The 14,432-nt window shown below is 68.3% G+C and carries 13 protein-coding genes; 9 read left to right on the top strand and 4 right to left on the bottom strand.

Features of this window, described 5'->3' with window-relative positions; all coding sequences use genetic code 11:
- Nucleotides 1-245 precede the first annotated feature (245 nt).
- Nucleotides 246-1,622: a threonine dehydratase gene (locus ASD30_RS17310; RefSeq protein ID WP_200951169.1), complete on the bottom strand. Its 1,377-nt coding sequence runs from the start codon at nucleotides 1,620-1,622 to the stop codon at nucleotides 246-248.
- An 88-nt stretch (nucleotides 1,623-1,710) separates the two neighbouring features.
- On the opposite strand from ASD30_RS17310, the gene ASD30_RS17305 reads away from it, so the two are divergent.
- Nucleotides 1,711-2,946, top strand: a complete 1,236-nt coding sequence (locus ASD30_RS17305; protein ID WP_056684112.1) for a hypothetical protein — start codon at nucleotides 1,711-1,713, stop codon at nucleotides 2,944-2,946.
- Between the two features lie 118 nt (nucleotides 2,947-3,064).
- On the opposite strand, the gene ASD30_RS27235 is transcribed toward ASD30_RS17305, so the two are convergent.
- Entirely contained in the window at nucleotides 3,065-4,465 is a 1,401-nt protein-coding gene (locus ASD30_RS27235) for a serine/threonine-protein kinase (protein WP_200951168.1), read from the bottom strand.
- A 212-nt stretch (nucleotides 4,466-4,677) separates the two neighbouring features.
- Here ASD30_RS27235 and rpsF point away from each other — a divergent pair, with 212 nt between their 5' ends.
- The 4 genes from rpsF to rplI all read left to right on the top strand — a co-directional run bounded on the left by rpsF (nucleotide 4,678) and on the right by rplI (nucleotide 6,510).
- A complete protein-coding gene (rpsF, locus tag ASD30_RS17295) occupies nucleotides 4,678-4,965 on the top strand; it encodes a 30S ribosomal protein S6 (protein WP_056684108.1) in 288 nt (95 codons plus the stop codon).
- A 147-nt stretch (nucleotides 4,966-5,112) separates the two neighbouring features.
- A complete protein-coding gene (locus ASD30_RS17290) occupies nucleotides 5,113-5,682 on the top strand; it encodes a single-stranded DNA-binding protein (RefSeq protein WP_056684105.1) in 570 nt (189 codons plus the stop codon).
- Between the two features lie 130 nt (nucleotides 5,683-5,812).
- Nucleotides 5,813-6,049: a 30S ribosomal protein S18 gene (gene rpsR / locus ASD30_RS17285; RefSeq protein ID WP_017933521.1), complete on the top strand. Its 237-nt coding sequence runs from the start codon at nucleotides 5,813-5,815 to the stop codon at nucleotides 6,047-6,049.
- 14 nt (nucleotides 6,050-6,063) lie between these two features.
- On the top strand, nucleotides 6,064-6,510 hold the full coding sequence (gene rplI, locus ASD30_RS17280; protein WP_056684102.1) for a 50S ribosomal protein L9: 447 nt from the start codon (nucleotides 6,064-6,066) through the stop codon (nucleotides 6,508-6,510).
- A gap of 375 nt (nucleotides 6,511-6,885) precedes the next feature.
- Here rplI and ASD30_RS17275 read toward each other — a convergent pair whose 3' ends face one another.
- Nucleotides 6,886-7,464 carry a hypothetical protein gene (locus ASD30_RS17275; RefSeq protein WP_156393683.1) on the bottom strand — a complete coding sequence of 193 codons (579 nt, stop codon included), beginning with the start codon at nucleotides 7,462-7,464 and terminating at the stop codon, nucleotides 6,886-6,888.
- Nucleotides 7,465-7,580: 116 nt separating this feature from the next.
- Nucleotides 7,581-8,906, bottom strand: coding sequence for an MATE family efflux transporter (locus ASD30_RS17270; RefSeq protein ID WP_056684097.1), 1,326 nt, complete (start codon nucleotides 8,904-8,906; stop codon nucleotides 7,581-7,583).
- A 502-nt stretch (nucleotides 8,907-9,408) separates the two neighbouring features.
- Here ASD30_RS17270 and ASD30_RS17265 point away from each other — a divergent pair.
- The 4 genes from ASD30_RS17265 (at nucleotide 9,409) to ASD30_RS17250 (ending at nucleotide 14,393) form a co-directional block, all read left to right on the top strand.
- The gene (locus tag ASD30_RS17265) at nucleotides 9,409-12,102 is read left to right on the top strand and encodes a replicative DNA helicase (RefSeq protein ID WP_082563903.1); all 2,694 of its coding nucleotides are present in this window, start codon (nucleotides 9,409-9,411) and stop codon (nucleotides 12,100-12,102) included.
- 191 nt (nucleotides 12,103-12,293) lie between these two features.
- A complete protein-coding gene (locus tag ASD30_RS17260) occupies nucleotides 12,294-12,743 on the top strand; it encodes a DUF6153 family protein (RefSeq protein ID WP_056684094.1) in 450 nt (149 codons plus the stop codon).
- Between the two features lie 87 nt (nucleotides 12,744-12,830).
- Nucleotides 12,831-13,439 (top strand): DUF305 domain-containing protein, encoded by a 609-nt coding sequence (locus ASD30_RS17255; protein ID WP_056684091.1) that lies wholly within the window; start codon nucleotides 12,831-12,833, stop codon nucleotides 13,437-13,439.
- A 231-nt stretch (nucleotides 13,440-13,670) separates the two neighbouring features.
- Nucleotides 13,671-14,393, top strand: a complete 723-nt coding sequence (locus tag ASD30_RS17250) for a WD40/YVTN/BNR-like repeat-containing protein (RefSeq protein ID WP_156393682.1) — start codon at nucleotides 13,671-13,673, stop codon at nucleotides 14,391-14,393.
- Nucleotides 14,394-14,432 lie beyond the last annotated feature (39 nt).

Genomic DNA, 14,432 nt, shown 5'->3' with positions numbered 1-14,432 from the left:
GGGGCGCTACTTACCTGTCCCACGGTCCGCTTGGCGTGGGTCCGCCCGCGCCAAGCCGACCTACAGGCATCAAGGATCCACGGTTCGCGCATCAAGAACCCACGGCTCGCGACGCAATAATCCACGGTTCGCGCATCAAGAAACCACGGCTCGCGACGCAATAATCCACGGTTGGCGCATCAGGAAACCACGGCTCGCGACGCAATAATCCACGGTTGGCGCATCAGGAGGACGTGGGGCGTAGGTCAGACGACGTCGGTGGTGACCCGGGACAGCGTGGCGAGGTCACAGTTGCCGCCCGTCTGCACGATCGCGGTCTTGCGGCCCTCGGGGCGGTCGGTGTCGGCGAGCATGCCGGCCAGCGCCAGCGACCCCGCGGGCTCGGCGAGGTTGTGCGTGGTGCGGTAGGTGAGCGCCATCGCCTCGGCGGCCTCCTCCTCGGAGACCCGCACGATGCGGGAGATGCCGCGGTTGATGATGTCGACCGCGATCGGGTCGGGGGTGCGGCAGGCGGCGCCGTCGACGAAGGTGTCGGCGCTGTCGGTCGAGACCGGGCGGCCCGCCTCGTAGGAGAGGGCGTACGCCGGGGCGCCCGCGGCCACCACGCCGATGATCTCGGTGCGGAGCCCGAGCAGGTCACGGACCAGGATGTTGGCGCAGGCGCCCGAGCCCATGCCGATCGGCACGTAGATCGCCTCGAGCCCGGGCACCGACTCGTGCAGCTCTGCGGCGTACGTCGCCACGCCCTCGACCAGCCACGCGTGGAACGGCGGCACCATCAGCAGGGTGCGCTCGCCGGCCAGCCGGGCGGCGTACTCGCGGGCCTCCTGGAAGTCGTCGCCGTGCTCGATCACCTCGGCGCCGAGGCCGTCCATGGAGTCGGACTGGTCGGGGTTGTTGCCCCTGGGCACCACGATCGTGATCGGGACGCCGTACTTGCTGCCGGCGAACGCGAGGCTCTGGCCGTGGTTGCCGCGGGTGGCCGAGATCAGGCCGGACGGCGCGGGCATGCCCGAGACGCGCAGCCGTTCGAGGAAGTTGAGCCCGCCGCGCACCTTGAACGCGCCCGTGGGTGAGTGGTTCTCGTGCTTGACCCACGTCTCGGTGCGGGTGAAGCGCTCGAGCAGCGGCCAGCGGTACGCCGGAGTCGGCTTCACGTGGCGGCCCACCACCGACCGCGCGTAGCCCAGTGACGTCGGGGTGATCAGCGGACGCTCGCCGGTGCCGGGGGCGATCATCGGGCGGCGCGGGCTGGTGTCCTGCTGAGCCGCGGTCGGGGTCGCCTTCGCGACGGCGGTGACCCGGCTCGGCCGGGCGGGGGTGGTGGAGGCCTTGATCTGGGCCAGGGTCAGCTGGATCTCGTCACGCGAGGCCTCGCCGCTGATCAGCTGGCTGGTGAACTCCTGCAGCCTGGTGAGCCGGCCCATGGCCACGTTGTTGCCGATGCCGACGCGTTCGGCGGTGAGCAGCTTGGTCAGCATCGGCACGGACAGACCGATCACCTCGGCCAGCTCGGGAATCCCCAGGCCCATGAGGTGCTGCACCTTGTTGGCGAGCACGTCGATGGGGTCGCCGTACAACTCGGCCTGCTGTCGGCGCCTGTCTTCCTGCACGTCGTTCATCCCCGGGACCCCCTTTCGACTGATCCAACCCTACCGAGCGCGCGGACGATGACGCCTCTCCGCCCACTCGTGTGGAAAAGTGGAGCCCATGAAGCGTTCACGACGGCTCCTCGGGTCGGCCGCCGCAGGCTTCACTGCGGCCTGCCTGCTGGCGCCCGCCGCGGCGTACACCTCGGCCGACGACGAGCCGGTGGAGCTCGCCACCGACGTCGGCAGCGCCCCTGCCGTCGAGCCCGGCCTGCACACCATGAACATGCCCGACTCCACCGACACCGCGTACTTCGCGGTCGAGCGCACGATCGACGACTCGACGATCTGGGTGGGCGAGTCGCTGATCGCGCCGAAGCCGGTGGACGGGTCCTGGTACATCACGCCCACCGCCGACGGCACCAACCAGGACTGCGGGCAGGGGGCGTACGCCGACTCCTACTACGGCCGCCACGACCTGATCGCCGGCTCAGCCTCGACGAACCAGTCGTGCAGCACGGCCGACAAGGTGTTGTTCGGCCTCCAGAGCTGGGACCCCACGACGGTGCCGAACGCCGAGGCCAACCTCGTGGTGTGGGAGGAGCCGCCGGTCGCCGACGCCTCGATCCTGCCTCCGCCGGCGACGAACCAGAAGTGGGTCGGCACCCCCTCGACCGACAAGGGCGACGCCACGTTGGGCCACACGTTCGCCGACGCGCCCGAGCTGGTCGACGGCAAGTGGAAGGTGCATGTCGACCCGGGCAAGGCGGCCCTGTTCAAGGTGCCGCTCGACTGGAACCAGCACCTGCAGGTGTGGCTGACGTACGACGGCCCCGAGACCGTCGACAACGTGACCGTGCGGCCGATCCTGATCAACCCCGTGGGCGGGAAGTCCGCCTGGGGCACGGCCACCCAGGGTGCGAAGGGTGAGCCGCCGGGCTTCGACGACATCGACCTGAAGTACAACACCCTCGACGGAGGCGTGGTCTCCCCGTCGATCACCTGGCGCAACCGCGAGGCCGAGGGTGTCACCGCGGCGTTCCCCGGCACCTACTACGTGCTGCTGCAGCTGGGCCAGCAGGACATCCAGCCCAGCGGTGCCGACTTCATGGTCGACACCAAGGTGATCACCGACAAGGCCGCCACGTCGCCGTACGCCCAGGACGCGGAGCCGGTCGCCGCGCTCGACGGGTCCGACGCGGCGCAGGAGGAGTCCGACGAGAAGAAGTCGGAGGCCTCGTCCTCGTCGTCGGACGAGACTCCGTGGGCCGCGGTCGGTGGCCTCTTCGCCGGGTCGGCCGTGATGGCCGCCGCCGGCGTGATTGCCCTGGGCCGTCACCGTCGGAGCCGCGCATGATCCCGGTGCTGGCCAGCGAGCCGTGGGCGCTCATCTGGAGCCTGATCGCGGCCGCGGCGGTGCTGACCGTCGTCGGACTCGTGCTGCTGCGCAACCGCTGACGCGAACCGCGTCGGCGTCAGGCCACGACCAGCCAGATCGCGCTGCCGGCCAGGCCGATGGCGGCCAGGAAGCAGACGATCGCCACGATCAGGGCGGTGCTGGTGCCGCCGGTCGTGGCCGCACCGGACCGCCGCGTGACGTCGTAGCCGGTCACCGGCTGGGGCATCGGCGGGCCGACGAAGGCCGTGCGGCCGGCGGAGGTCGGCCCGGCGTTGCTGCCCGGGCTGGAGTGGGCGCCCGAGCTTGCCCCCTGGGCTCCGGAGTTGGATCCGGAGTGCGCGCCCGAGTTGGCACCCGACTGCGCTCCGGAGTGCGCGCCGGACTGGGGACCCGCGTGGCGTCCCTGTCCGGACGTCGCCCGTGAACCCTGGGCGAAGCCGCCCTGGGCCACCGAACCGTGGCCGACCGACCCCTGGCCGCCTGAACCGGGGGCACCCGAGCCCTGGCTGCCCGAACCGCGGGAGCCCGAGCCGTGTGATGCGGGGCCGTACGGCGTGGGTGCCTGGCCGGCCCCGGGGAACGGGGTCGGCGTCGGATAGGTCGAGCCCATCTGGCCGGTCGAGTAGGACGGGTAGTACGACGGGGGCGGCGGCGCCACGTCATTGAGCTGGTTGAAAACCTCGGGCGGCTCGGAGTCGTTCTGCCACGGGGTGCCGGGCGGTACGCCGATCTCGCGGAGCATCTGGAGCGCCTCGGAGGCACTGGCCGGCCGGGCCTCGGAGTCCTCCTGGATCAGCGCCTCGAGGAACTCCTTGTACTTGCCGTCAGGGGCGCCCTTCTGGTGACGCGGGCTGAGCCCGGTGATCATCTGGATGCCGACCACGCCCACGGCGTAGAGGTCCTGCTGGGGTTCGGGAGAGGCGCCGAGGGCCTGCTCGGGGGCCATGTAGCCGTCGGTGCCGATGGCGCCGGGGAAGCGGGTCAGCCGGACCTCGTCGATCAGCGCGGCGACACCGAAGTCGCCCAGGCGCAGGTGCGGACGGCGGGTGCCGGTCGGCTCGAGGAGCAGGTTGGCCGGCTTGACGTCGCGGTGCACGACTCCGGCACCGTGGACCGCCTCGAGGGCCTGGAGCGTCTGGTCGAGCACCACCGCGGCGTACGACTCGGGCAGCTTGCCGTGGTCGCCGAGCAGGGTCTGGATGGAGCCGCCCTTGACCAGGTCCATGGTGAAGATGACCAGGTTGTCCTCCGCGGCCCAGCCGCTGGGCGCGACGACGTGGGGGTGACGGATGCGCACCGACTGCTCGCGCACGAAGCGCAGCAGCATGCCGCTGTCGTGCTGGCCGAGCACCTTCGCCGCCACGAACGTCTGGTTCCGGAGGTCCCAGGCACGCCACACAGAGCCCATGCCGCCGGCGCCGATCTGGTCGATCAGCACGTAGCGGCCGGCGAGCGGCGTGTTCCCCATGGATGTCATCGGGGGCCACCCTACCCATTCATCGGCCAAACATTCCGGCCCGGATCGGCCCCGGATCCAGTCGGCGGATTTCGTCGCCGTACGCGCGCGCTGATAGCCTGCACTGTCCTTGTGGCCCTGTACCCCCGAGTGGTGCATCCCGCTGACATTCGCAAAGCCCTCCTGCCACGGAGAGACCGTGGCCGCCGAGTCCAGAGGAGGTGGAGACCGCTATGCGTGCATATGAAGTGATGGTCATCCTCGACCCGAACCTCGAAGAGCGGACGATCGAACCGTCCCTCGACAAGTACCTCAACGTCATCCGCAAGGATGGTGGCTCCGTCGAGACCGTCGACGTCTGGGGACGTCGCCGCCTCGCCTACGAGGTCAAGAAGAACGCTGAAGGCATCTACGCCATCATCTCGCTGCAGGCCGAGCCGGCCACGGTCAAGGAGTTCGACCGCCAGCTCACCCTGAACGAGTCCGTGCTGCGCACCAAGGTCCTTCGCGCCCAGGCGTGACGGCGTACGCCGGTAGCTTGCTGCTGGTTGAGGAGGTCGCTCTGCGACCGTCTCGAAACCAGTCTGTGGAGAAGTCTTCACACTGTCGGTGCCGGCGTACACCATGGTCCGGACACACAAACAGCTGAGAACAAAGGGAGACCTGAGATGGCAGGCGAGACCGTAATCACGGTGGTCGGCAACCTCGTCGACGACCCGGAGCTGCGCTTCACCCCGTCGGGTGCGGCCGTGGCGAACTTCCGGATCGCATCGACGCCGCGCACCTTCGACAAGCAGAGCAACGAATGGAAGGACGGCGACGCGCTGTTCCTGACCTGCTCTGTCTGGCGACAGGCCGCGGAGAACGTCGCCGAGTCCCTGCAGCGCGGCATGCGTGTCGTCGTGCAGGGTCGCCTGAAGGCCCGCACCTACGAAACCCGCGAGGGTGAGAAGCGCACGGTCTTCGAGATCGACGTCGAAGAGGTCGGTCCCAGCCTGAAGTACGCCACGGCCAAGGTCACGCGGGCTTCCCGCGGTGGCGGCGGCGGTGGCGGTGGCTTCAACCAGGGCGGTCCGTCGCAGGGCGGCGGCTTCAACCAGGGCGGCCAGTCCCAGCAGGGCGCCCCTGCTGCCGACCCTTGGGCCACTCCGGCACAGGGCGGCGCTCCGGCAGGCAACGCGGGTCAGTCCGACCCGTGGGCCGCTCCGGGCGTGTCGTCCGAAGAGCCTCCCTTCTGAGTTGATCCGTCGGTCGAGCAGGTCGCACAGCGACCGTGGCGAGACCGCACAGCACCACAATTTCCGTTAGCCAACATCCATTCCGGCCCGCTGAGACGCGCGGCCGGGCTTCACGAAAGGGAGCACCACAATGGCCAAGGCAGTGATTCGCAAGCCCAAGAAGAAGGTTTGCCAGTTCTGCAAGGAGAAGGCGACCGGTGTCGACTACAAGGACACCACGCTCCTCCGCAAGTTCATCTCCGACCGCGGCAAGATCCGTGCCCGTCGGGTGACCGGCAACTGCGTGCAGCACCAGCGCGACGTTGCCATCGCGGTCAAGAACGCCCGCGAGGTCGCACTCCTGCCCTACACGTCCACCGGTCGCTGAGAGGATTTGCGAACATGAAGCTCATCCTGACCCAGGAAGTTGACGGCCTCGGCGCCCCCGGCGACGTGGTCGAGGTCAAGGACGGCTACGGCCGTAACTACCTCATCCCCCGCGGCGACGCGGTCCGTTGGACCAAGGGTGGCGAGAAGACCATCGAGTCCATCAAGTCCGCCCGCGCCTCGCGCGCGCTGCGCGACCAGGACCACGCCGGCGAGGTCAAGGCCAAGCTCGAGGCCGCGCCCGTCAAGGTCGCCGTCCGTGCCGGTGAAGGTGGCCGCCTGTTCGGCGCCGTGACCGTTGCCGAGATCGCCGCTGCCCTGTCCGAGACCTCGGGCGAGCAGGTCGACAAGCGCACGATCGTCGCGGGCAACCCGATCAAGGCCCTCGGCGCGCACCAGGTGTCGGTCAAGCTGTACGACGGGGTCTCCGCCACGGTGGCGCTCAACGTCGTCGCCGGCTGATCGAGCCTGTCTGACGCTGGCTGTCTGACACACCAGTCCGGTCCGCTGCCCTTCGGGGTGGCGGGCCGACTGTCATTTCCGGGCGCTCCTGGCTCCCAGTCGTTCCTGCCGGGACGTCCGGCGTGGGCGGCGGCGCGGCCGCCGGTGTTCAGGACGTCGCTTGCGCCTGGCGCGTCCCGTCGACTCGCCGACCCGCCGACGCGCTCGCTCCCCGTGACCTCAACTCTGCACCTGCATGATCGTGGTCGCCCTCGGGCCCGGATCCGGTGTCGTGACTCGACACCTGCACGATCGTGGTCGCCCTCGGCCGTCTCCGCTCGGCCGCGATCGGGTCGGTGCGAGCCTGCGCCCCCCGATCGTCCGTGGCCGGTCGGGTCAGACGGTGTCGCGCGCGGCGGCGTACGGCCTGGCGTGTGCGGCGAAGGTGTTCCAGATCAGCCAGAGCCACAGCAGGACGAAGGCCACGTCGGCGTAGCCGAGCATGGTCCTCGAGTCGGCCGCGTCGGCGATCGGCGGAAGTGCGGCCACGACGCAGGTGACCCAGCCGATGACCCCGAAGCGGCCGGTGAACTTGCGGTCCTTCCCGGCCCGGGCCGCGGAGCACACCGCCCGTGCGAACAGGAGGATGAAGAGGAGGTCGGGCAGCGACAGGGCCCACTTGAGCGCGAGCTCGGCGTCGTGCACGCGCTCGTTGACCTGGGGGAACCAGACGGCGAGTGACACGACGGCGCACACGCTGCCGATGCCGAGCAGCTGTCCGCGCTCGGACCACCGCACCGAGGACAGGCCCCACAGGACCATCGCCCACCCGATGAAGTCGGGGAGGACGTCGAGGCGCCCGAGGGTGTCGATCGCGACGACGACGAAGCCCATCGCGACCTTCTGGAGCGGGGTCATCGACGTGCGTTCCGGGCGGCTTCGGCTCTCCGGGTCCGCGGCCGGCTGGTCAGTCACGCGGCAACTGTAGTGGCCGCCCCTCCCGCGAGTAACGCCCCGTCCATGACGCTCTGCACCCCACCGGCGGGGGTCGAAGTGACCACAGGGGCGCACAAGTGCCGTCGTACGGCGACTCAGGTGGCGCCCAGCACCATCCACTTCTCACCTCGTGCGCGAAGGCCGAGCACGACCGCACGCCCCAACATGAAGCCGAAGCCGAACGCGACCCACAGCCACACCAGGTCGTCGGCGAGGAGGGCCAAGGGCGTGTAGACGATGAGTACGGCGAGCCCGCCCCACGCGAGGTAGGCGCCGTCGCCAGCGCCGATGAGCACGCCGTCCAGCACGAACACGTAGCCAGCGATCGGCTGGGCCACCGCCGCGATGAGCAGGACCGGGACGAGCTGCTCGATGACCGCCCGGTCGGAGGTGAACAGGTGGCCCATCACCGGGCTGAGCGCGGCCAGGCCGAGCCCGGTGACCACGCCCGAGGCGATGCCCCACTGCACCATGCGTCGGGTGATGGCCCGGGTGCCGGCGCGGTCGCCGGCCCCGAGGTAGCGGCCGGTGAGCGCCTGGGCCGCGATGGCGATGGAGTCCAGCACGAAGGCGAGGAACGACCAGATCGTCATCGCCAGCTGGTGGGTGGCGATCGGGGTGTCGCCGCCGGCCTGCACGGCGGCGTACGTCGTGACCAGGAGCGCGGCCCGCAGGGTCAGGGTGCGGACGACGAGTGCGACCGCGGCGTGGGCGGCGGTGCGGATCCCCGGGAGGTCGGGGCGCAGGGACGCACCTTCGCGTCGGGCGCCGCGGAGCACGACGGCCAGCAGGAGGCCGGCCATGAACACCTGGGCGATCACCGAGCCCAGTGCTGATCCCTTCAGGCCGAGCGCCGGCACCGGCCCGACGCCGTAGACCAGCGCGAAGTTGAGCACGATGTTGAGCAGGTTGCCGAGTACGGCGGCGATGAGTGGTGTGCGGGTGTCGAGCATGCCGCGGAGCACGCCGGTGGCGGCCAGCATGACCAGCAGCGGTGTGGTGCCGAGGAAGGCGATGCGCAGGTAGTCGCTGGCGTGGTCGGCGACGGTGCCGTTCGCGCCGAAGAGGCCGACCAGCCAGTCCGTGGCGAGGATGCCGGCCACGGTGGTGACGACGCCGATGATCACCGCCAGCCAGATGCCGTCGATGCCCTGGCTGATCGCCGCGCGCAGGTTCCCTGCTCCGAGCTGGCGGGCGACCGACGCGGTGGTGCCGTAGGCGAGGAAGACGCACAGTCCGACCGCGGTCTGCAGCACCGCGCCGGCGATGCCGAGGCCGGCCAGCTCCGGAGTGCCGAGGTGTCCGACGATCGCCGCGTCGGCGAGCAGGAACAGTGGCTCGGCGACCAGGGCCAGGAAGGCGGGGATCGCGAGCTTGAGGATCTCGCGGTCGACGCTGCGATCCGGGGCGCGGGTGCTCACGGGAGCAGCCTAGCGAACGTAAGAGGCACACTGCCTAGTGCCCATGACATCCGGCTCGGGGGCGGCCTGTGTGTAACCGGTGGGTATCTGTGAGCAGACGAAGCGCCAGGGCGCCATGTCGACAAAGAAACACCGGACCGTCCAGTGGGTGGTCGTCTGGAAAGAAAGTTGCCAACAACTTCCTGTCCACAGGTCGGGAGAGGCGTTTGCGCAGGTCAGAGGCGGTGTGTGACGCATGGTTTCACGTGAATCCACAGGCGCGTCCCCAGTCTGTGCACAGCGAGGTGCGTGTCGTCCACGGCGAGTCGTGAGTTATCCCCAGGTGCCTGTGGACAACGCGCTTTCGGTGGACGGTCCCGGGGACGTACGGTCACACGTCCGCGTCTTGTGAAGTCCCCGTTGCAGCTCTCCCGGAGCCGTTCTGTCGGTGGTCTCATCTAGCGTCGTGGCAGCACAGTGGACGCCGTGTCCGGGGCCGGAAATATGAAGAAGGGGAGCGACGATGAGCATGACCGACCACCCTCGCGATGACCTGCCGCCGGAGCCGGAGTGGGGCGACGGCCCTGCGTCGTACGAGCCCGGCAATGCTCCCCGTGCGTCCAACGACCGCACGCCTCCCCAGGACAACGCGGCCGAGCAGAGCGTGATCGGCTCGATGCTGCTCTCCAAGGACGCGATCGCCGACGTGAGCGAGACGATCCGCGGCACCGACTTCTACCGGCCGGCGCACGAGATCATCCACGACGCGATCATCGACCTCTTCGGTCGCGGCGAGCCGGCCGACCCGGTCACCGTCTCGGCCGAGCTGCAGCGCCGCGGAGAACTCCAGCGCATCGGCGGTGCGCCGTACCTCCACACGCTCTCGGCCAACGTGCCGATCGCCGCGAACGCCGGCTACTACGCCGAGATCGTGCGAGAGAAGGCGATCCTGCGCCGCATGGTCGATGCCGGCACCAAGATCGTGCAGATGGGGTACGCCGGCGAGGGCCAGGTCGACGCCATGGTCGACAACGCCCAGGCCGAGGTCTACAAGATCACCGACAAGCGTTCCGCCGAGGACTATGCGCCCCTGGTCGACATCATGGAAGGCGTCCTCGACGAGATCGAGGCGATCGGAAACCGTGACGGCGGCATCTACGGAGTGCCGACCGGATTCGCCGACTTCGACGACCTGACCAACGGCCTCCACGCCGGCCAGATGATCATCATTGCGGCGCGCCCGGCCATGGGGAAATCAACGCTGGCTCTGGACCTGTGCCGGGCGGCGTCGATCCACAACGGCATGACCAGCGTCTTCTTCAGCCTCGAAATGAACCGGGCCGAGATCACGATGCGCCTGTTGTCGGCTGAGGCGAAGGTGCCGCTGAACCACATCCGCAACGGCAACATGACCGATGACGACTGGGCCAAGCTCGCGCGCAAGATGGGCGAGGTCTCGTCGGCGCCGATGTTCATCGACGACTCCCCGAACATGACGATGATGGAGATCCGGTCGAAGGCTCGACGGCTCAAGCAGAACCACGACCTGCGCCTCATCGTCATCGACTACATGCAGCTGATGAGCTCGGGCAAGAAGGTCGAGTCCCGTCAGCTCGAGGTCTCGGAGTTCTCGCGTCAGATCAAGCTCCTGGCCAAGGAGCTCGAGGTCCCGATCATCGCGCTGTCGCAGCTGAACCGTGGTCCCGAGCAGCGATCCGACAAGCGACCGATGATGAGCGACCTGCGTGAGTCGGGTTGCGTCACGGCGGACACACGCATCATGCGGGCTGACAACAATGCCGAGGTCACCATCGGTGAGCTGATGGAGTCCGGCGCCAAGGACATCCCGGTCTGGGCGCTCGACGATCGACTCAAGCTGGTTCCACGCACGATGACCCACGCGTTCCCTTCCGGAACCAAGGAGGTATTCGAGCTCACGCTCGCCTCCGGTCGCACGGTCAAGGCGACAGCGAACCATCCGTTCCTGACGTACGACGGGTGGATGCCCCTGGGTGAGCTCGCACGGGGGGCCCGCATTGGCTCGATCCGCCACGTTCCGCCGCCGCTGCAGATCACGCCGCGCGACGAGGACGAGATCGTGATCCTCGCCCACATGCTCGGTGATGGCTCGTTCGTGAAGCGTCAGCCCATTCGCTACGCGAGCATCGACGAGGCCAACCTCAGTGCCGTCGGCGAGGCAGCGTCGAGGCGATTCGGCATCACACCGATCCGCGACGAGTACGAAGCTGCTCGGGTCACCACCTTGCGTCTGCCGGCGCCGTACAGGCTGGCGCGCGGACGCCGGAGCCCAATTGCTGCGTGGCTCGATGAGGACGGTCTCTTCGGTCTGCGCAGCCACGAGAAGTTCGTGCCCGAATGGGTCTTCGGCCTTCCCAAGGAACAAGTGGGCCTTTTCCTCCGCCACATCTGGGCCACCGATGGTTCGATCGGGTACGACGTGAAGAACCACCTCGGCCGCGTCTACTACGCGTCGACCAGCCGCCGGTTGGTCGACGATCTCGCGCGACTCCTGGGGCGCTTCAACGTGTTCACGCGCATCAAGCGGGTGCGCAAGCCCGGCTACCGCGACGGATGGCACCTGCATGTCTACGGAGCGGAGAACCAGCTGCGTTTCTGCGACGAGATCGGCGTGCACGGCGCTCGTGGCGAGAAGGCGCGTGCGTTGGCCGAGTCGTTGCGTGATGTGCGACCCAACACGAACCTCGACACCGTTCCCGTCGAGGTGTGGGGCCGCGTCCGTGAACTCCTCACCGAACAGAATGTGACGCACCGGGAGTTCGCATCGGCCATGGGCACCCAGTTCTGCGGATCGACGATGTGGAAGCACGCGCCCAGCCGCCAGCGTATGTCCAAGATCGCGGGCATCCTCGGCGATGCCGATCTCGAAGTGCTCGCCACGAACGACGTCTACTGGGACAGCATCACCTCGGTGAAGTCGCTCGGAGAGCAAGAGGTGTACGACGCCACCGTGCTCGGAGTGCACAACTTCGTGGCTGAGGGCATTGCCCTTCACAACTCGCTCGAGCAGGACGCGGACATGGTGATCCTGCTGCACCGCGACGACGTCTACGAGCGCGAGTCGACCCGTCCCGGCGAGGCTGATCTGATCGTGGCCAAGCACCGTAACGGCCAGACGCGTGACATTACCGTCGCGTTCCAGGGCCACTACAGCCGCTTCGTCGACATGGCCCACTGATCCTTTTGTCGAGATGCAGCGAACATTGTCGGATCGTCGCCATAGATAATCTTTTGACGTTATGTCGCGCTGAGGGGGCCGCGGGGTGCCCTCACAGGGGACGCACCTGACTCCGCGGCCCGCTCACGGCATCACGTGTGTAACGGAGCATGCGTGAACTGCGCTCGACGAACTAGTTACACTCGGCCTCAATGCTGAGGTTCCCCGCGGTCATGTCGAGCGCCCCCGGCCGGTCGCTGGCTAAGCTGCTGGTCCTGGTTGGCGTGCTCGCAGGACTGTTGGCCATGCACGGGCTCACGAACCACGGTGCAGCGGGCCACGAGGCTGGCAACGATGGCCTTGGCGCGAGTGCGACGAGCATGGAACCGGGTATGTCACACGCCGGTGATGCGTCCGCTGATGCCTCCCTCACAGAGTCGCCGAGCGGCGATCCGGAGAAGGGTTCCCGGGGCGGTATGGCCATGGTCGGTCTGTGCCTGGCTGTCCTGGTCGGCTTCGTGATCGGATACGTCCTTCGTCGACCTACACACGTGGTGTTGTTCCGTGTACCGCGAGCGCTGCGTGTGGCTGCGATCCCGGTGACCGCCACCCGGGACCGGGATCCTCCTTGCCTGTTTGAGCTCTCTGTCCTGCGGACGTGAGGGGCACGCAACCCGGCCGACGCTGAACGCGCGGTCGGGCTGCTGACGCGCGCCCACACCTTCACGTACCGCCCACAGGAGAACCCCATGATCAAGAAACTTTCAGTACTGACCGCGCTGCTCGTCGTCCTCGCCACCCTCACCGCGTGCGGAAACGACGAAGACCACGGCCAGGCACACGACACGAAGACCGCCGCAGGCGGTAGCGAGTTCAACGACGCGGACGTCGCCTTCGCCACGGACATGATGCAGCACCACGCCCAAGCCTTGGTGATGGTCGACATGACCATGGGCCGCAAGCTCGACCCTGTAGTCAAGGACCTCGTCGAGGCGATCCGCACCGCACAGGCTCCCGAGATCGAGCAGATGACCGACTGGCTCACCGAGTGGGACCAGCCGGTCCCCGAGACTGCCCGGGACCACGCCAACGCCCACGGCGAGGGCGACATGGAGATGGACCCCGAGATGCCGGGGATGATGTCGGCCGACGAGATGGCCGCCCTCGAGGCCGCGGACGGGGCCGAGTTTGAGCGGATGTGGCTGGAGATGATGATCGAGCACCATGAGGGCGCGGTCGAGATGGCCAAGTCTGAGCAGGCCGAGGGCGTCAACAAGGACGCGATCGAGATGGCCAAGTCGATCGAGTCCTCCCAGCAGGACGAGATCGCGACCATGGAGAAGCTGCTCGCCTCCTGATCTCCACGACTCCTGGGCCGGCCGTGTCCCCCGTGCACGGCCGGCCCAGGTCCTCGCCTTCTCTCGACCTACCCCGAACCCTTTTGGAGATGCACCATGCTGCGTGCTTGCTCTGTACTCGCTGCCACTCTCATCGCCCTACCCCTTGTGGCCGGCTGCGCCGGCAACAACGACACCAGAAACGTCACCCAGCCCGAGAAGCAAGTCCTCGGGCATGTCCACGGAATCGGCGTGGATCCCGCCGACGGCGCCCTCTACGCCGCCACACACGTCGGCGTGATGCGCATTGAAGACAATGGTTCCCTGACCCGCATCGCGGACCGCTGGCAGGACACCATGGCGTTCACAGTCGTCGGCCCCGGCCGTTTCCTGGGTAGCGGACATCCGGACCTGCGCGAAGACCTGCCCCCGCACCTGGGTCTGATCGAGACGGTGGACGCTGCCGAGACCTGGTCCAGCCTCTCGCTGCTCGGCGAGGCCGACTTCCACGCCCTCGATGTCGCCGGCAAACGGATCTATGCCTACGACGCCATGTCGAACCAGCTCTTGACCAGCACCGACAAGAAGCGCTGGTCGGCGCTCTCCCGGGGACAGGTCACTGACCTGGTGATCAACCCGGACAACCCACGACAGGTCCTGGTGGCCTCACCCACGGGCCGGCTTCAACAACGCAGACTCGGACAACGCGCGGCCACCACCTTGCGCGATGCGCCGCCGCTGCAGTACCTGGCCTGGCCTGAGCCCGGAGAGTTGGCCGGAATCGCCCCCACCGGGGAGGTCTACGCGAGCACCGACGGCGGAGATACCTGGACCGTCCGCGGGATCGTCCCGGGGGTGCCCGCCGCCTTCGACATTGCTGGCCGTGTCTGGCACGCAGCAAGCGACCAAGGCCTCTACAGGTCTCAGGACGGCGGGAACACCTGGGAACCACTGGTGCGGATTGCTACCCCATGAGTGTCACGCGCACGATGGGCGTCCTCATTGAGATCCCTC

It is taken from the genome of Nocardioides sp. Root140, assembly GCF_001426745.1.
Taxonomy (GTDB): domain Bacteria; phylum Actinomycetota; class Actinomycetes; order Propionibacteriales; family Nocardioidaceae; genus Nocardioides.
Note: the sequence above shows the minus strand (reverse complement) of the source record. Positions and strands in the feature narration are given on the sequence as shown.